Source organism: Sphingobium sp. 3R8 (genome assembly GCF_020166615.1).
Taxonomy (GTDB): Bacteria; Pseudomonadota; Alphaproteobacteria; order Sphingomonadales; family Sphingomonadaceae; genus Sphingobium; species Sphingobium bisphenolicum.
The window spans coordinates 15,191-34,033 of sequence record NZ_JAIQXR010000027.1; the positions used below are offsets into that span (position 1 = coordinate 15,191).

At 58.4% G+C, this 18,843-nt stretch carries 16 protein-coding genes; all 16 read left to right on the forward strand.

Features of this window, described 5'->3' with window-relative positions; translation table 11 throughout:
* The first annotated feature begins 121 nt into the window (after positions 1 to 121).
* The 16 genes from K9B33_RS20215 to K9B33_RS20290 all read left to right on the forward strand — a co-directional run bounded on the left by K9B33_RS20215 (position 122) and on the right by K9B33_RS20290 (position 18,842).
* Positions 122 to 739 (forward strand): IS66 family transposase, encoded by a 618-nt coding sequence (locus K9B33_RS20215; protein ID WP_224550919.1) that lies wholly within the window; start codon positions 122 to 124, stop codon positions 737 to 739.
* The gene (locus K9B33_RS20220; protein ID WP_224550920.1) at positions 736 to 1,329 is read left to right on the forward strand and encodes a plasmid pRiA4b ORF-3 family protein; all 594 of its coding nucleotides are present in this window, start codon (positions 736 to 738) and stop codon (positions 1,327 to 1,329) included. Before K9B33_RS20215 ends, K9B33_RS20220 begins: the two co-directional genes overlap by 4 nt.
* 449 nt (positions 1,330 to 1,778) lie before the next feature.
* Positions 1,779 to 2,579, forward strand: coding sequence for a crotonase/enoyl-CoA hydratase family protein (locus tag K9B33_RS20225; RefSeq protein WP_224550921.1), 801 nt, complete (start codon positions 1,779 to 1,781; stop codon positions 2,577 to 2,579).
* 11 nt (positions 2,580 to 2,590) lie between these two features.
* Positions 2,591 to 3,781: an acyl-CoA dehydrogenase family protein gene (locus K9B33_RS20230; protein ID WP_224550922.1), complete on the forward strand. Its 1,191-nt coding sequence runs from the start codon at positions 2,591 to 2,593 to the stop codon at positions 3,779 to 3,781.
* Complete coding sequence (locus K9B33_RS20235) at positions 3,778 to 4,830, forward strand: acyl-CoA dehydrogenase family protein (protein WP_224550923.1); 1,053 nt, start codon at positions 3,778 to 3,780, stop codon at positions 4,828 to 4,830. Before K9B33_RS20230 ends, K9B33_RS20235 begins: the two co-directional genes overlap by 4 nt.
* 128 nt (positions 4,831 to 4,958) lie before the next feature.
* Positions 4,959 to 6,185, forward strand: coding sequence for an alpha/beta fold hydrolase (locus K9B33_RS20240; protein ID WP_224550924.1), 1,227 nt, complete (start codon positions 4,959 to 4,961; stop codon positions 6,183 to 6,185).
* Between the two features lie 74 nt (positions 6,186 to 6,259).
* Positions 6,260 to 6,568 (forward strand): NIPSNAP family protein, encoded by a 309-nt coding sequence (locus K9B33_RS20245; protein WP_224550925.1) that lies wholly within the window; start codon positions 6,260 to 6,262, stop codon positions 6,566 to 6,568.
* Between the two features lie 168 nt (positions 6,569 to 6,736).
* Positions 6,737 to 8,002, forward strand: a complete 1,266-nt coding sequence (locus tag K9B33_RS20250; protein WP_224550926.1) for an amidohydrolase family protein — start codon at positions 6,737 to 6,739, stop codon at positions 8,000 to 8,002.
* Positions 8,003 to 8,165: 163 nt separating this feature from the next.
* Entirely contained in the window at positions 8,166 to 8,972 is an 807-nt protein-coding gene (locus tag K9B33_RS20255) for an SDR family NAD(P)-dependent oxidoreductase (RefSeq protein WP_224550927.1), read from the forward strand.
* Entirely contained in the window at positions 8,969 to 9,970 is a 1,002-nt protein-coding gene (locus K9B33_RS20260; RefSeq protein WP_224550928.1) for a zinc-dependent alcohol dehydrogenase family protein, read from the forward strand. The genes K9B33_RS20255 and K9B33_RS20260 overlap by 4 nt, the downstream gene beginning before the upstream one ends.
* 235 nt (positions 9,971 to 10,205) lie before the next feature.
* Complete coding sequence (locus K9B33_RS20265) at positions 10,206 to 11,933, forward strand: FAD-dependent oxidoreductase (RefSeq protein ID WP_224550929.1); 1,728 nt, start codon at positions 10,206 to 10,208, stop codon at positions 11,931 to 11,933.
* An 88-nt stretch (positions 11,934 to 12,021) separates the two neighbouring features.
* Positions 12,022 to 13,032, forward strand: a complete 1,011-nt coding sequence (locus tag K9B33_RS20270) for an amidohydrolase family protein (RefSeq protein ID WP_224550930.1) — start codon at positions 12,022 to 12,024, stop codon at positions 13,030 to 13,032.
* Positions 13,033 to 13,655: 623 nt separating this feature from the next.
* Entirely contained in the window at positions 13,656 to 15,008 is a 1,353-nt protein-coding gene (locus K9B33_RS20275) for an amidohydrolase family protein (RefSeq protein WP_224550931.1), read from the forward strand.
* Positions 15,009 to 15,181: 173 nt separating this feature from the next.
* Positions 15,182 to 15,388 carry a hypothetical protein gene (locus K9B33_RS20280; protein ID WP_224550932.1) on the forward strand — a complete coding sequence of 69 codons (207 nt, stop codon included), beginning with the start codon at positions 15,182 to 15,184 and terminating at the stop codon, positions 15,386 to 15,388.
* A 286-nt stretch (positions 15,389 to 15,674) separates the two neighbouring features.
* The gene (locus tag K9B33_RS20285; protein ID WP_224550933.1) at positions 15,675 to 17,285 is read left to right on the forward strand and encodes an AMP-binding protein; all 1,611 of its coding nucleotides are present in this window, start codon (positions 15,675 to 15,677) and stop codon (positions 17,283 to 17,285) included.
* A 39-nt stretch (positions 17,286 to 17,324) separates the two neighbouring features.
* On the forward strand, positions 17,325 to 18,842 hold the full coding sequence (locus tag K9B33_RS20290; RefSeq protein WP_224550934.1) for a beta-ketoacyl synthase N-terminal-like domain-containing protein: 1,518 nt from the start codon (positions 17,325 to 17,327) through the stop codon (positions 18,840 to 18,842).
* Position 18,843 lies beyond the last annotated feature (1 nt).

The window sequence follows — 18,843 nt, forward strand, 5'->3', positions numbered from 1 at the left end:
TCGCGGCCTTTCCCCCGGGGAACGACACGCGGTACGCCCCCGCTGTCGACTTCACACCATGATCCTTGGTGACCGGGGAGTTAGGCCGTAAACTCATAAAAAGCCTTGAGGAGGCGTGAGCATGGACATCGAGCAGTCAAACGAGCCTCGTATGAGCGGTCGCGGAGATGGCGGAGCGCTTGTACGGGTTACCGACATACTGGAAAAGAGCCCGTCACCGATCGCGGCGGAGGCGGTCGTGCGGATCGCCGAACTCTTCGCCATCGAGCGCGATATCAAGGGTGGGCCACCCGATGAGCGGAAACGCATCCGCCAGATCAAGGCGGTGTCGAAACTGGAGGCTTTGCGCGTCTGGCTCGAAACACAGAACCGTGGCCTGTCTTCCGACAGCAATCTGGCGCGTGCGTGTCGCTATCCGCTCAACCGCTGGCATGCCATGATCCGCTACTGCGATGACGGTCGGCTCGAGATCAGCAACAATCTGGTGGAGAACGCCCTGCGCGGGGTCGCGCTCGGGCGTCGGAACTGGATGTTCGTCGGCTCCATGAAAGGGGGAGAAGCGGCGGCGCTCTTCTACGCCCTGGCCGGCACATGCCGGCTCAACGGCGTCGAGCCCGAGGCGTGGTTCACCGACGTCATTGAGCGCATCGGCAACCACCCGATCAATCAGATCGATGACTTCCTGCCGTGGAAATGGCAGGCATCAAAGCTGACCAACGATCTGGAGAAGGCTGCGTGAGCAACAGCACTATCGTGCGGATGAAGATTACGCTGGACGATGTGACACCGACCGTGAGCCGAACGCTGGAGGTGCCGCTCAATATCCGCCTCGACCGTCTGCACACCGTCATCCAGACCGCCTTCTCGTGGACGGACTCTCATCTGTGGGAAATGAGCTTCGGGCAGACCGGCTTCGGCATCCCTGATCCTGAATATGGCTTCGACGGGCCGCTCGACGCCCGTAAGGCCACTCTCGCCCAGGTCCTGGCGGATACGAGGCGCAAGACCTTCCGATATCTCTACGACTTTGGCGACGCCTGGGAGCATAGCGTCAAGATCGAGCGCGTCAGCGCGGCCAGCCCGCACCTGACATATCCGCTCATCCTCGATGCAATGGGCATGCGGCCGCCGGAGGACAGTGGCGGGCCATGGGGCTATGCCGAAAAGCTCGAAGCGCTCGGCGACCCCCGGCATGAATATCATGAAGAAGCGCTCGATACCCTCGGCGACGACCATGATCCCAACGCCCAGCCCGATATCCCCCTGATCCAGGCAAGGCTGGAAGCGCTCGCGAAAAAATGGGCGCCGCGGACACGCCGCAAAGCCTGAAAGGCCGCGTCAACGTCACCTTCCGTCGGCGCTTACGTGTCAAATGAATGTTCTCTATTTTTTGGGGCGGGTCGGCCCGGCGTTTAGGGGCCAGCCACCGTCTCCAGTCGGCCAGCGCGTCGCGGCAACCTCCTTGGTATCGGAGACATGCCAAACGTCTCACGTCTACGTCCAGAGCAACATACCGCTGACAAACCGGTTCATTCGGTTCGCAGTGAGAGGCACCAAAACTAAAAGGTCGCTATGGCAAGCGTCATCAGGGCTTTTGACCTTGCGCGAAGGGTAAATTGACTAACAGCCGAATGGCGATGCGTTTGCATTTTGGATGACATACAGCGCTGTTTGCCCATCATCGGTCAAATGGCCGTTTTGAAGCCGAAAGATGATATGACGCTCCACGATCTAGCATTCCGGGCCGCGACGCTGCGCATTCTTAGTGAGTTGCCAAAATGACAGATGCCATAATCCGCGAGGAACAGGGTGGGATAGTCACTTTGACGCTGAATCGGCCCGATCAGCGCAACCCAATCTCGGATCCCGAGGTGATCGAAGCACTGATTTCTCATATCGAAGCTGCCGATCGGGATATTGCGGTGCGGGTCGTCATTCTCACGGGCCGAGGAAAGGCGTTCTCCACCGGCGGTAACATCGATGCGATGAAGATCGGGGGCGGACTGAACGATCCCCTGGGTGCGAACACGCGACGCAACTACCGCAACGGGATTCAGCGGTTGCCGCTGTTGTTCCAATCGCTTGAGGTTCCCGTCATCGCGGCCGTTAATGGGCCTGCAATCGGAGCGGGGTGCGACCTTGCCTGCATGTGCGATATTCGTATTGCTGGCGAAAGTGCGAAGTTTGCGGAGAGTTTCGTGAAACTTGGGATCGTGCCGGGCGATGGTGGCGCATGGCTGCTACCTCGGGTGGTGGGCTTTTCCAAGGCTACTGAAATGGCTCTTACGGGAGATTTATTGAGCGCCACGGAAGCGTTGGCATGCGGTCTTGTTTCCCAGGTGGTGCCGGATGACATGCTGATGGGGCAGGCCAGATCGGTGGCTTCGCGTATTGCCGCCAATCCGCCACACGCTGTGCGAATGACCAAGCGTTTGCTGCGCCAGGGGCAGACGGACAGCCTCTCCGGCATACTCGAAGCGTCTGCGGCCGCGCAGGCCTTGTGTCATAGTACCGAGGATCATGCCGAAGCAGTCTCAGCTTTTCTCGCGAAGCGATCGCCGCGGTTTACAGGCAAGTAAAGGATGGTCGCATGAGCAAGGATCAGGGCATCACACAACTGCGCGAAGAACTGCGCGGGTGGCTGGCCGATAATGTTCCGCCGGACTGGCGTGATCGCCAGTCCGGCGACGACGTCGAGGGGTTTCTAGCTTCCCAGCGAGAGTGGCTTAGCAAGTTGGTGGCCGGCGGATATGCCACGCCGCACTGGCCGAAGGAATGGCCCGGCGGTGGCCGCTTGCTGGGCGAGCAGGTTGCGATTTTCGAGGAAATCGCGCGCGCGGACGCACCACGGATGAGCCTTTTCTTCGTGTCGCTTTACCATGCTGCAATGACATTGATGGAATGCGGAACGGAAGAGCAGAAGGCACGCCATCTGCCCGCAATTCTCAAAGGCGAGATCTGGTGTCAGGGCTTTTCCGAGCCGAACGCCGGGTCAGATCTGGCATCTCTGCGTTGCAAGGCCGAGCGCCGTGGCGACCATTATGTTGTCAGCGGCCAGAAGACATGGTCGACGATGGGGCAATTCGCCGACTGGTGCCTGCTGCTCGTGCGCACCGATTCGAGCGGTCCGAAACAGGCCGGAATCACGTTCCTGTTGATGGACATGAAGTCCAAGGGTGTCGAATGCCGGCCGATCAAGCAGATCACGGGTGACGAGGAATTCGCCGAGATATTCCTTGATTCCGTTGAAATTCCTGTCGAAAATCGCGTTGGCGAAGAAAATGAAGGTTGGCGCGTGGCTCAGGCCACATTGTCATCGGAACGCGGCCTGACGGCTGTCGAACTGACCGAGCGCTTGGCCCGTTCACTCTGGCGTCTGGTTAGCCTGGTCACGGCAGAGGGTCTGGAAACAGACCGGCTCGATGATGAGGCACGGCGTCAGATTGTCGACATAGCATCGCGGATCGAGGGGCTGCGCGCGCTGATCTCGTTGCTGACAGTGCGCCGCATCGCCGGCATGGAAGCCGTCGGAGACGCATCGATCATCAAGCTTGGGTATGCACGCATCTTGCGCGACTTCACGGCACTTGGCCTGCGGCTGCGCGGCATGTCCGCCATGCGGGAGATGGACTATGTTCTGGGTGCCGGATATGAAACCAGCAACTGGATGTTCGACTTCATGAATTCCTATCAGTGGAACATCGCCGGAGGATCAAACGAGATTCAGCGTAACATCGTTTCGGAGCGTGTTCTGATGATGCCGCGGGAGAAATTGGCATGACATCCGAAAACATGCCGGTTGAATTGATCGAGCCCGAAGAGCTGCGCAGCAGCGCAGCGCGTTTGCTAGCAGACAAGGTCGATCGTCGTGCTCCCTGGAGCGAAGAAGAAACGGCCAAGTCGCCCGATGACCTTTATGGCGAGATGGCCAACCTAGGGTGGTTCATGCTGACGGTTCCGGCCGAGAATGGCGGGCTGGGCCAGAACTTTGCGGCACTCGCTCCGATATATGAAGAAATGGGCAGGGCGCTATCGCCGCTTCAGATTTCGCAGACCATGGCAGCTATCGATATATTGGTTGCCGATGGAGGGACGGATGCCACGGCTTTGCTCGATCGGATAGCCGAAGGGTCGGCGCGGGTCATCGTGCTCGAAGGCGATCTGCCGATGCAGACCGTCCCGGAAGCTTGTAAAGCAACTACGGCACTTTTACTGCCCAGCGACGCGCACGCACAGGTTCTCATAATCGACATGGCGCAACCGGGCGTCACCGTGGAGAACGCTCTTACCTGGGACCGCAGCAGGCGCTATGGCGACGTGCATCTGACAGGCGTTGCTTCGGTTGCGCTGTCGCTCACCGTCGAAGAGGCATCTCGCGTCGTACGCGGACATGCCGATCTCGCCATTGCGTGGGACTCAGTTGGAGGCGGCCGTCAGGCACTCGACGAGGCTGTCGAATATATGGGGACGCGCCAGCAGTTCGGCCGGCCGATCGGATCGTTCCAGGCGTTGAAGCACCGCGCTGCCGACCTGAAGGTGAAGCTGGAGATCGCACGGGCACTGACCGAACACGCGACAACGGCCTTCTCGGCTCGTCGTGATGACTGGAGTACGCTCGCCGGACAGGCCAGACTGCTGGCGGTGGATGCGTTTCGGGCCATCGCCGAGGAATCGGTACAGTTTCACGGCGGCATAGGCTTTACCTGGGAGCATGATGCACACATCTTTCTGAAGCGCGCATTGATGAACGAAATGATTGGCGGTCCACCTGAGAAGATACGCGATCGTGTGGCTTCCAGCATCATGTCCCGGGCGCTTGCCCGGCAATAGTCGCGAATAAGTCGCATACCCGACCAGCCCTGTCGAAGCGCTTTGGTTCAAACGGTCGGGTGAGATATTTCAGGTGAAGACTGGCCGCAACTCTGGTCACGCCCGCGATGGGACTACGGAGATGGTTCATGGCTGTTACTAAGTTTCAGGGGTTTGCCGGGCTCACTTTACGTGGCTACCTGACGGGAGATGCCGATGCGCCCCCTGTGCTGCTGTTGCATGGGGTGGGACAAAGTCGCTTGTACTGGGAAGGCGCCGCTGCAGCTCTTGTGCAGGCTGGTCGCCAGGTCCTGAACCTCGACTTGCGCGGACATGGACAAAGCGATTGGTCTCAAGACGGTCGCTACGATATCGACGCATTCGTGGCGGATTTGCGCGCAGTCCTCGCCCAGATGTCTGCCCGTCCGGTCATCGTTGCAACGTCTCTGAGCGGCTGGGTGGCGACGCTCGCCTTGGGCGAAGACGGTAGCCAGCTTGCATCCGGCCTCGTGCTCGTCAACGCGCCACCTGAACTCGACGAAGCTGCGGGCAAGGTTATTGTCGATGCCATGCAGCGGCGTGTAGCAAAAATGGTGCAGAAGCCCGATTGGGATGTCCGTGTCATGACAGCCATCGACCCGGCGGACGTGACGCCTCGGTTAAATCAAGCTGCGGGCAAGCTGGCTCTCCCGGTCTTGTTCGTGCGCGGCGCAGAGAATGCGGTGATCGATCAGGGCTCTGCCGAAGCGTTCGTGCGCTGCATAGCCAATGCCGAATATGTCGAAATCGAACGCGACGATTCTGGCGTGCCTACCGAACAGTCTGACGCATTCAACGCCGTCCTGCTGGACTTCATCGAGCGTCGAGCCCCGCGTACGCCAGGCGAATATCGCGCCGGATCGGACCCGCGCACCCTACGCGACGCACTGGGATGTTTTGCAACAGGGATCACCATCGTTACTGCTATGGGTGTCGATGGCCAGCCGATCGGCCTTACCGCCAACTCGTTCACTTCGGTATCGCTCGACCCGCCGCTGCTGCTCGTATGTATCGCCCGAAGCGCGGGAAGTGCGGCGGCGCTTGAAGCGGCAGGTCATTTTGCGGTTAATGTGCTTCAGATCGGACAGCAACCCGCCTCCAACAAATTTGCCAGCCGGGTTGGCGATCGGTTTGCCGACACCCCGTGGAAGACCGGCAGTACGGGCGTCCCTATCCTGACTGGCTCGTTAGGCATTTTCGAGTGTTCTCGCCATGCTGTGCACGATGGAGGTGACCATCTTATCCTGGTGGGACGCGTCGTTAGCGCAACCTTCGAGCCCAGTCGGGACCCGCTGCTTTATTTCAGAGGTAAGTACCGTCGGCTTCATTTCGCGTGATTGGGCCGACGTTCGAATGCAGAACCCTACAAGTTTGGCACAATCTTCGCGATGGTACAGTTTGAGGACAATCTATGACCTATATCGTTCATACCCGAGTTGATCTGAAATTTGGTCAAAATGCAGGCTTCAATAAAGTACTCGAACATTTGAAACTGTTTTTGAGCAAACATGGTTGGACCCTGATTTATGGGTTGCAGCCTGTCATCGGCAAGTTGACCGAGGTTGTCCATATTTGGGAGGTAGAGACCTTGGACGCCGTGCCGGATGGCCTTGCCGCTGTCTTTTCCGATCCTGTTCTTGGCGAGCAGCTGGCACTGCTGCCCGATTTTATGAACACTGAAACGCTGCAGGTCATGGTCAAGACGCCCTACAGCCCTTGATCGTCTGGAGTGCGCGCGAAGACAATTGCGTTTGCAAGGCAGGGTACGACCGGCGCGTTCGTGGTGGTTACAATAGAAATTTACGAAGGGTGAGTCGTTGACTCGTGGACGCGCCATTTTTAGCGCATCGACGGAAAAGCACCCCCTTTTAGGTCAACAGGAGTATTTATGGTTGCGTCTACGGATCGTAATGCTTGGCGCCTGCAGAGCGTGGGTCCCACCTCGTGGGGTGATCGCCTGGTTACGGGCAGCAAGGACAAATATTTCATCGTCAGTGCGGACAGTCATGCGAATGAGCCGCTCGACTTTCTCACATCGCGAGTCACCGATCCGCAATATAAGGATCGTCTTCCTCATGTGAAGGTTGATGCCGATGGTGTGCAGTGGCTTCACACCGACGGCTGGGCTCCTCAACGCGTTAGCGTGCCTTCGAACCGTCGTGACCTGCTGCCTGAGCAGGAATCGTTCGAGAGCTTCGAAGTGCTGGCACCATATACCGATCGCATGGAAGATCAGGATGTGCTTCGCAGTGCATCCGGACGTAGCGTAGCGCAGCGTCTTGAGCATAATGCGGGTGAAGGCGTCGACGCCGAGGTAGTGTTTCCGCAAAAGGGCATTCTTGGCTTTGCGACGCCAGATCCGGTTTTCGCGGGCGTTATGACCCGCGCGTGGAACCGCTGGGCCCTCGATACCTTCAAGGATGAATTTCATCGCATTATGCCGATGGCGCTCATCGCTGCCGGCGACGTTGAGAATGCGATAAAGGAAGTTCAGTGGGCCGCCAGCAACGGTTTTCACGGCTTCATGGTCTCGAACCGCCCGATCTTCACCACGCTTGATCAACCGCGCAGCCGTGTCGAATATAACGACAAGATGTTTGAGCCGCTATGGGCTGCGATCGAAGAAACCGGACTTCCGCTGGTTTTCCACGTTGGTAATGGCGAAGATCCGCGCGCTGTTGGCGGCAAGGGCGGCGCGATCATCAATTTCCATGCTGCCATGGGCTCGGGTATCGATCCGCTGGTGACGTTGATTGCCTCGGGCGTGTTCGAGCGTTTCCCGAACCTGCGTGCGGGCGTGATTGAGGCGGGCACCGGTTGGGTTCCCTGGGTACTCAATTCGATGGATCACTCCTATCGCGCGCACCACATGTGGGTGCGGCCCGTGATACCTGAGCTTCCAAGCCACTATTTCCGCAAAAACTGCTTCGTCTCGTCGCTCGAGCACCCCGGCATGCTCGAAATCCTGATGAACCTGGGCCTTGAAAACAATATTCTCTGGTCCAGCGACTATCCGCATCACGAGGGGTCCTATCCTCACTCAAAGCTCAGCATCGAGCGTGAGATGCAGGGGTTGACTGACACCCAGCGGGCGAAGGTCCTTGGTGAGAACGCAGTACGGCTCTTCAAGATTGACAAGAGCAAATTTGCCTAAATCAAACAGGCGCGGAAGGTAACTTCCGCGCCTGTGCTGCCTCCCGCGCATACATGCAAATTTTATCTGCATGTCTTCTGATAGTCGCTGCCATTATCCTGATTGAGCCGGGGAACCGGCTACACATTAGTGGCAGTTGCTGAACCGCTGATGGAGAATTGATTTGGGTCTGCTGGATGGAAAGATTGCGATCGTGCTTGGTGCATCCCAGCGCGGTGGCTCAGGCTGGACGGTGGCAGAAACGCTTGCCGCCGAAGGTGCGCATGTGTTTGTCGCAGCGCGGCGGCTTGAAAAGGTTCAGGAACTGGCGGACGAGATTGGCGGGACTGCCCTGCGATGCGACGCGAGCAACGAGCAGGAAGTGGCAGATTTCGTGGCCGCGGCAGCAGCGATGACGGGACATATCGATGTGTTGGTTGCAGCAGTGGGGCTCGGATCGATGGGTTCGATCGATGAGACCTCTCAGGCAATGCTGAACGAAGCGATGGCCGTCAACTTCTACGGCCCTTTTCAGTTCGTGCGATATGCGGCGCGCCATATGAAGGAAGGCGGCTCGGTCACCCTCTTTTCCAGCATCGTGTCGACCGATGTCCTGCCGGGCAGCGTCGCCTATTCGGTTGCGAAGGGAGCGCTCAACACGTTCACCCGTTACGCTGCCGTCGAATATGCGCCGCGCGGTATTCGCGTGAATGCGCTCAAGGCGGGAATGCTCGAAGGACCGCAGGCGCGCCGCTGGCGCAAGTCCAGCATGTTCAACACATTCCTGAAGGAAATCCCGCTTGGTGCACCGGTCGAACCCGCTGAACTTGGGCGCATGATTGTCTGGCTGGCTACCGATGCACGCTCGATCACAGGCGAGACAATCCATGTCGACGGCGGTAGCCATTTACGACGTCAACCCTTCCCGGATGAAATGGCGGGGGAAGGGTTGGCGTCCATGGGTCGCCGCCGTTCGGAGGATGTCCATTGAAGGTTATCGAACTAGCGAAACCGGCGACCATCGAGTCGCTGCGGCTGGTCGAACGTGATGTTCCCAGGCCGGGCATAGGTGAGGTTCTGATAAAGGTAAGCGCCAGTTCGCTTAATTTTCACGACTATCTTGTGGTGACCGGTGTTCTGCCTGCGGCGGAGGGCAGGGTGCCATTGTCCGACGGCGTGGGAGAGGTGGTAGAAACCGGCGTGGGCGTTAGCCGGGTCAGCATCGGCGACCGCGTGATGGGATGCTTCTTTCCGAACTGGTTAGACGGGCCCGCCACACCCGAAAAGACCGCCCAGATGCGCGGCGATCACGTAGATGGCTTTGCCGCGGAGTATGTCGTGGTCAGCGCCGAAGGGATAACGCTTGCTCCTGCCGGGTTGACCGATGTCGAGGCAGCGACCCTGCCGTGCGCGGCAGTGACGGCATGGCGCGCTCTGTTCGTGGAGGCGGCGACCAAGCCAGGAGATACGGTGGTCGTTCAGGGCACCGGCGGAGTTTCCATTTTTGTATTGCAGTTTGCCCGCATGGCTGGCGCAAATGTGATCGCGCTTTCATCGACGCCGGAAAAGCTGGAGCGGTTGAAGTCTCTCGGGGCTTCCCATGTCGTGAATTATGCCGAGCAGCCGGAGTGGGGATCGGCCGTGCTGGCATTGACAGGGGGACGCGGTGCCGATCTCGTGACTGAGGTTGTGGGCGGCGATCTCACGCAAACGCTCAAGGCACAGAAGTTCGGTGGCCGAACTTCTTTGATCGGTGCCCTGAGCCGCAAGCCAATCAGCTATGCCTCGATGTTCGCAATTGTCGGCAATCGTTCGGTGACGGGCATGACCGTCGGCAGTCGCTCCGACCAGGAGAACATGACAAATGCGATTGCCGCCAACTGTTTGTGTCCGGCGGTCGATCGTGTCTTTTCTTTCCAAGAGATCGTTGAGGCATTCCGCTATCAGGAAGCCAAGTCTCATTTCGGCAAGATTGGACTGTCCTGGTGACACCCGGCGGTGTTCACGGAGCGTTTCTTCGAGCAATGGTGGCCGCCGATGAGGCGATCGGTGCTGTCTCGCTGGATAGGCTCGTTTTCTTGCTGAACTTCGGACCCGTGGAGCAAGAGCAGCAGGTAACTTGGCAGCAAGCGCCGAGCGCCGACAAGTAGCGAGAGCGGGTTCGGGCATTCGAAGAAGGCACCGGGTCGGAAACAAGGCCTGCCTTAGACATGAAAGAGGATCAATGACTGAGCGTTACGATGTGATCGTGGTGGGATCGGGCGGAGCCGGGCTAATGGCAGCGCTGCGCGCTAAGGATCACGGACTGAGCGTCCTGATCGTTGAGAAAGCCAGCAAATATGGGGGGACCACGGCCACTTCCGGTGGCGTGATCTGGCTTCCTCATCATGGTATTTCAGGAGATGACACGCGCGAAGAGTCGCTCAAATATCTGACGTTCGTATCGGAGGGGCCGGTGCGACGCGAACGGATCGAAGCGCTGGTAGATGGGAGCCAACCCCTCCTTGATTACCTCCGGACGCTGAATATCCCTTTCAATGTTATGCCTTGGTCGGATTATTTTCCCGAGGCACCCGGTGCACGCAGTGATCGGTCGATCGTCTTTCCGATGTATGACGGGAAACGCCTGGGTTCATATTTCATGCACATGCGCGAGCAGTTCACGCGTTTCAAGCTGCTGAACCGCTACACTATGGACTTTGCTGAGGCGGGCGTGATTTCCGTGCGTGGCAAAGGCTGGCTAGTCAAACTGGCAAAGGTACTGGGTCGCTACTGGCTGGATGTCGGCACGCGCCTCAAGACGCGCCGGGATCGCAATTTGTCGCTTGGCGGCGCCCTTGTTGCGCCTCTTGTCGAACGGCTGATCGACCGGAAGGTCGAAATCAGGCTCGATACAAGTGTCGAAGAACTGATCACCAGCGACGGCAAGGTCGTCGGCGTGAGCGTAAGCAGGTTTGGCCGACGGTATGACATCGCGGCGAACCAGGCGGTTATCGTATGCGCGGGCGGTTTTGAATGGAGTCAGGAACTGCGTGACAAATTCCTGACAGTTCCGGGGTCAACCCGTTGGTCATGCACGCCACCGAATGCGAACGACGGGCGGGTGCTCAAGGCAGGCCTTGCTATCGGCGCAGCGACCGAGTTTACCGAGACAGGCTGGATGGTTCCCACGATGTTCATGCCGATCAAGGGCGTGTCGAATTTCGAGGAAATCCATCAGGCCGTATTCGATGTCGGACGCCCTCATGGCTTTCTCGTCAATCGTAACGGCGATCGTTTCGCGAACGAGGCTGCGGGATATGATCGGCTTGGCAACGCCATGCTGAGCGATCAGTTGAAGACCGGGGCCAACGCACCCTGCTGGTTGATCTTCGACGCCACCTTCCGCCAGAAATTCACCGCAGGCGGGTTTATGCCCACAGCGATCATGCCCGACCGTGCCATCCCGCCTGACTGGTTTGATCACTATATCTTCAAGGCAGATAGCGTCACTGCGCTTGCTGCAAAGATCGACGTCGATGCAGCGAGGCTCAACCGGGCCGTCGCGAATATGAACGAATATGCCCGGACAGGCGTGGATGTCGAATTTGGTCGTGGCAATGACGAATATGATCGGACGTTTGGTGATCCGTCGGTGAAGCCCAATCCTTGCCTTGGCCCAATCGACAAGGCTCCGTTCTACGCCGTGTCGATCAACATGGGCGATCTGGGAACCAAGGGAGGGCTGAAGGCCGACTCTTCGGGCAGGGTGCTGGATGAGCAGGATCGTCCGATTCCGGGCCTCTATGCGGCTGGCAACGCGTCTGGCAGCCCATTCGGCAACTGCTATCCGGGCGCCGGCGCGACGATCGGCCCGGCCATGGTTTATGGCTTCATCGCCGCAAACGACATCGCTGCGCGCGCGGCAACCCCAGAGCTTGGTCACAATAGCGATATGCCGCCCCAGCCGTAGATTTGATAAATGGTTTGCCGATTGGGTTGCTCATTTATTGATCTGACTGTTGCGCGAGACAAAGCCATTTTGAGGAAGAGGAAGTAAAGTGAACCGTAAACAATGGCGCGAGCAGGTGGTTGAAGCGGCAATCGAGCCGGAGCTCCCAATCGTCGATTCGCATCACCATTTGTGGACGCCAAGCCCTTTTCCGGCTTGGGAGACGTACGGTCCAGTTGAACTCATAGACGACGTGGCAAATTCCGGCCACAACATCGTCGCCACGATCTATACCGACTCTCATTACAATTATCGTGATCATGGCCCCGAACACCTGCGCTTGGTCGGCGAAACGGAATATGCCGAGGAGGTACGGCTCGAGGGACTTCGGATCGGCGGCAAGGCGGCCGGTATCTGCGCTGCCATCTGCGGGCACGCTGACCTGCTGCAGGGTGAAAAGGTCGGCGAAGTCCTGGACGCTCACATCGCCGCCTCACCGGTTTTTCGTGGCATTCGCTATATGACCGCCTTTGATAGCGCGCTTCCCCCGGTATATGGGGCAACCGAGCCTGAGATCATGGCCCGGCCAGAGTTCCGAAAGGGATTTGCAGAACTCGTCCGCCGCGATCTTACTTTCGACGCGTGGATGTTCTTTCCGCAGCTTCCCGAACTTATCGAACTGGCGCAGGAATTTCCCGAAGCCAGGATCGTCCTTGATCACATAGGTGGCTGCATTGGCGTCGGCCCTTATGGTGAGCGCCGGGATGAGAGTTTCGCCCAATGGAAAGCGAACATGGGCGCGCTCGCCGCAATGCCAAACGTCTCGGTAAAGCTCGGAGCGTTGAACATGGCGTTGACCGGGATGGTGCCGGTCGACGAAGAAAAGCCATTCACCTCCGAACAGACTGCTTTGCGGCAGCGAGATCACATCTTGACGACAATCGACCTGTTCGGGTCGGAACGATGTATGTTCGAAAGCAACTTCCCAGTGGACATGCACTACATATCGTACACGGTCCTATGGAATGCGTTCAAGACTATCACCCATGATCTCTCCGCGCAGGAACGAACGAACCTGTTTAGCGAGACCGCCAAGCGGGTCTATCAAATCGCCGATTGAAGAATGGCGGGACGGGTAAGAGCCACCGATCCAGTGGCCATGAATCGGATCGGCGATCATCGTGGATTTTGAGGGCGCGATCGTGCGCATTCCCCTTGGAGCCTCGCCTGGGTTGCTACAGCGCTGTTTGTGAGCGCGCAACCGATCAGCTTCGCTACCGAAGAGCTATGCCAATGGGCGCATGGGTTCTGATCAATGCGCGTTGACATGACAGACGTCTCGATAATGGCGATGCCTACATTACTCGAGCTTTTGAAGTGAATAGACTTGTCTACAAGTGAAGTGAAGTCCGGCCCTGCCTGCTAACATCTTTGCGCATCTGGTTTGACGTTCTGAGCAGCGTTATAATCATAACGAGAGGAAGGTCCGACATTTGCAGGAGATTTGGCCCGTATCCCGATCAATGACATCTGCAAATGCAAATGTTTCAAAGGCGTGGCGGAGTAACGTGGCGTGATGGGGCGCAGTACTATCTGCGGCATGGGTCGGAGAAAAGTGCCAAGCTGAAGGACCGAAACCACGAGATGAGGTTTCAACGAGTGGTAGGCGCACTCGATCAAGCTTATTCTTAACGCAAAGAATTTGAACCGCAGAGGCGGCATAACAAAGGATTGGAGATGAATATGAGCGAGCGCGTTATCTTTACCGGGGCCAGGTTGTTCGACGGTACGGGCTCGGTTCAGGATGGTATGACGGTGGCGGTGCAAGCCGACCGTATTGTCGATGTTTGCGAGGATGAAGGCGGGCCGCGCGACGGTCGGGTCATTCCGTTGGCAGGCAAGACCCTCATGCCCGGCATGACGGTTGGTCATTGGCATGGCGAGTATGTAAGCATCGGCCCGCCACTTTTCTACGCAGGCCGCAGCGGTACGTTTCTAGGCACAGAGAAGCCACCGGTTATTCTGGCCTTGCAGGCGGCGGCGGCATTGCGGACTGCTCTCACATCTGGCGTCACCCGGGTCGTGTCGGCTGCGGCCGCGCACGACGTTGATGCGCAACTTCAGGCGGCGCTCGATCAAGGGTTGATCGACGGTGCGCGCATCACCCCGTGCAGCCGCCACATCGTTACCACCGGCGACGGCGAGGATCGCGGCTTGTGGTGGCAGCATGAGGAAAAGTACATCAACGGCATACGCCGTTTGGGTGCCAACGTTTTCGTGGATGGCGCGGACCAGGTAGCGAAAGCGGTGCGTCAGGAAATTCTTCGCGGTGCCGAAATAATTAAGCTCCTTCCTTCGGGTGGACATGGGTTCCACTATAACGAGGATGGCCGTAATCTCAGCCACGCCGAGTTGCGTGCAGCGATCGAAACCGCGCACGATCGCGGTGTGCGCGTGCGTGCACATGCAACTGGCAAAGCGATGATCATGGAGTGCCTCGATCTTGGCCTCGATATCGTCGATCATGGTGACTTCCTCGACGAGGAAGTGATCGACCGGATGGCAAAGCAGGGCACCTTCTTTGTGCCAAGCCTAGCATTCTCGAAAATGATGACTGGTTTTGCCACGGATGAACCAAGCCCGACGATCGATCCCATCATGACGGCATGGGCAAACATGAAGATCATGCTGCCCAAAGCCAATGCCGCTGGCGTTAAGCTGGTCCCTGGCGATGACTATGGCTCTCTGGGCATGGAGCATGAAGTGGGCATCTACGGAACCGAGCTGGAGATTTATGTGAAGGAATTCGGCATTCCGGCCGCCGACGTTCTGTGCTGGGCAACCAGGAACGGGGCTGAGCTTGCGCTCGAAGGTGACGAGAGCGGCACGATCGAGGTTGGCAAGCGCGCAGATCTGATCGTGGTGAATGGTGACCCGGTTGCTGACATTTCGGTTCTTACCGACCCGTTACGCAATCTCGACGTTGTGATGACGGGCGGCAGGTTCTTCAAGGACCGCCTGGACGGTAGCACCGAGCGAGCTGCTGTCCGTGGGTTGATGGTGCATCGGGGGTCGATCGAAATGGCGGCAGAATAACTGGATGGTAGCGCGAAGTAGGGTGTTACGATTAATGATGAGGTTGAAGCACCCTATCCGCTTGTGGCCAGTTTTATCGTTATGGTCGCGTCCACAGTCGTCGCAGACGATCAGCGGCGAGTGTTGGCCCAATTCGTCGGCACGCAAAAGGAACGATATCCACAGCGAAGCCTGTGCCGGATTCCGCAATCATTCCGACGCCAACGGACGGCGGCCAGAATGCCGGCAACGATGCCGGTATTTTGCGCATGGAAACAGATGAGCACGATGAAGCCAACGCTTTTGCTTCGACCGATTCTCCTGCCGCATATCCGCCTCCCAGTTTCATCTTTTGCACCGAATGGCTCAGGCCTGCCGGCTTTCTGAATGCCGCTATTTGAGGTTAGAGCGCTGCTGTTCTGGGTGCAATTCGGCCTAGCTGCGCACGCACGTGGGCAGGCGGTCATGCGCAATTTTCGCAGCGCGACAATTCGTCGGACATCCAAGGATAAGACCGCTGCTCCACGACTTGCTATGCTTGCAATATACGGCGCTCGCGCGGTGCGCGTTCAACCGACAGGCCTTGGTCCGTCGGCTTGCCATTGCTCGGCAAGATGTGCCGTCAAAGTTGGGCCTCCCGTTCCTTAGGACTGCCGGTAAGCGCCAAGTTGAATTTTGGAGAATGTGATGACGGTGAACTACACATTGGGCGATCCTGACACCCCGCTTCACGCCTTGCAGCGTGCAGTCCACGACAAGCCTGACGGGATTTTCGCGGATCTTTCCGGAGAGAAGTTCACCTTCCGGGAACTGGATCGCGCCTCGACCCGGCTTGCTCATTCGCTCGCGGATCTGGGGGTGGTAAAGGGCCAAACGGTTGTCAGCCTATTGGAAACCCATCTCGACGTTTTTACCATCTGGTTCGCGGTCAACAAGATCGGTGCGATCTGGGTTCCGCTAAACCTCTCATATCGGCATGAATTCCTGCGTCACCAGGTCAACGACTCTGCCGCCAAGATCGTCATTTGCGATAATAAGTATCTGGAATATATATCGGAGATCGCCCCAGGTCTCAATGATGTGGAACTGGTGCTGTGCCGTGACTGGGTCGATGAAACGATCGAGGGGCTTCGTGTCGAGCCGTTCGACAGGTTTCGCGGGACCGACGAAACCGACATCCCTATCTCGGTGGTGCCAGGCGACCTCGCGCTTCTTGTCTACACGTCCGGGACAACTGGCCCGTCAAAGGGCTGCATGCTCAGCCATAACCTGTTCTGTATGCTGGGGCGGCAGCACATTGATGCGGTGCCGCAGGGCCCCAACGACCGGACCTGGACCTGCCTTCCGCTGTTTCACATGTCGGCACTCAACGTTGTTATGGGCGGGCTTCTAGCCCAGACCGGTGTTGCACTGGCAGCGCGCTTCTCTCTTTCGAACTTCTGGAAGGAGATCGAACTCACACGTCCAACCAGTGCCATCCTCATGGCGTCCATTTTCCCGCTCGTGGCGAAAGCGCCCGATAGCGAGGAAATGAAGCGGTGTTATGGGCAACTTCAAGTGGTTCAGGGCGTTCCAATCTCTCCGGAGGTCAAGCGTATCTGGATGGAGCGCTTTGGCGTCAAGAGCATGAGCACGTTCCAATATGGCCAGACCGAAGGCTGCCGCCTGTCGACCTACAATATCGGTGACCCCGAACCGCCCGAGGGATCGGCGGGGCGTGTCGCCTGCCAGTTTGAGGTCATGATCTTCGACGATGAAGACCGGCCGTTGGCGGACGGCCAGATCGGCGAGATCGTGTACCGTCCGCGTGAGCCGCATGTGATGTTCGAGGGTTATTGGCGACGTCCAGAGGAAACCCTTAAAGTGTGGCGCAATATGTGGATGCACACGGGCGACCTCGGCAAGTTGGAAGGGCCCTACCTCTACTTCTGCGACCGCAAGAAGGATTATCTGCGCAGCCGAGGCGAGAACATCTCCAGTTTCGAGGTGGAAAGCACGTTCATCAGCCACCCCGATGTCCTTGAGGTTGCAGTCCATGCCGTTGGCATGAAAGCTGCCGACGACGAGGTCAAGATTACCGCGGTGATGCGGGAAAACTGCGGGACAACTGAAGAGGATCTGTGCCGCTGGTCGATTGATAATCTTCCGCATTTTGCCGTTCCGCGATATGTCGAATTCCGTTCGGAACTGCCCAAGAACCCAACCGGCAAAATCTTGAAGTACAGCCTGCGCGACGAAGGTGTCACCGCTCAGACCTGGGACCGTGAGAGTGCAGGAATCCAAGTCAGACGTCGCTGACGATGCCAGGCGCTTAATCATGACCGATGGAGTGGTGCAATGAACGGCGTTGATCCCAGAACGCCCGTCCTGGTGGGAATCGCACAGCATACTGTGAAGCGCCAGGAACTTCCCGGGCCGGAACCGCTGTCGGCCTGGGAAATCGTCTGCCGGGATGCCATGTCCGATGCAGGGCTAGATGCTCGTTCCCTGTCCGAAGTCGATGCCCTGCTCCTCACCGATTGCATGAGCTGGCGGTATGATGATCCTGCGGCACGACTGGCCGAGCGGCTCGGTGCATCGGCTTCGTTCCGCCATATTGGCCCGCCCAGCGGAACTTCCGGCCAGACGTTGGTCAATCTGGCGGCAAATCGGATTAGACGCGGGGAGGCTAGCGTCGCGCTTGTATGCGGCGGCGAAGCGCTCGCTTCATTGAGGGCGTATCGCAAGCAGGGCGAGCAGCCCGCGTGGAGCTTTCCGCATCCGGAAGGACCGGAGTTCGCCTTTGATCTGGACGAACAACAGCATCCCGGCGAGGCAGCGATCGGCCTGACCGAAGGCGTGGGCGCGGTCTATAATTTCGCGCTGCGGGATATTGCCCGGCGAGCCCATCTGGGCATTGCGCCCAAAGACTATCGGCGGCAGCTGGGTCAGACACTGGCCGGGATGACCGAGATTGCGGCGGCCAATCCCTCCGCTTGGTTCTCCCAAGCGCGCGAGGAGGATTTCCTGATCGAGCCGCGTGCGGAGAACCGCCTTGTGGCTTATCCCTATACAAAGCACATGGTAGCCATGCTCGAGGTGGACATTTCCGCGGCCGTGATGCTTTGCAGCGAAGAATGGGCCGACAGTCATGGGATCGGACAGGAGAGGCGGGTCTATCCCTGGACAAGCTGCTATGCGGAAGACCCTGTCTATCTGGCCGTGCGCCGCAAAATCTGGTGTTCGCCCGCTATGGCGGCGGCGGGCGAGGCCGCGCTTTCGGCCGCAGGCATTACAATCGCGGATGTGAAGTATATCGACCTTTACAGTTGCTTTCCTTCGGCCGTGAACTTTGCGCGTGATGCGCTGGGCATCCCGGATCGGCCCGGAAATCGCATAACTGTCACCGGCGGGCTACCCTATGCCGGTGGACCGGGAAGCAGTTACATGCTTACCTCGATAGCCCGGATGGCCGCTTGCCTGAGAGCGGACCCAGCGGAGTTCGGGATGGTGAGTGGGGTGGGCATGATGATGTCCAACCATGTTTTCGCCACCTACTCGACCACGCCGCCCGGCGCTCATGTGCGCCAGCCGGATCAGCCTGCGGTCCAGGCGGAGGTTGATCGTGAACCGACGTGCGTGATCGTTGATGCCTATTCCGGGACAGCCAGGATTGCGGCCTATACGGTGATGTACGATCGGGATGGTGCGGCTTCGCACGGTGCCGCGATATGTGATTTGCCCAATGATGCCCGATGTCATGTCCAAATCGTCGATCAGGATCTTCTCGCCCTGTTCGAAAGTGAAGAGATGGTTGGTCGGAAGGTCGACGTCGTGGCTGGTGATCGCGTCGGCTCGATAGTCCGGGCGCACTGAT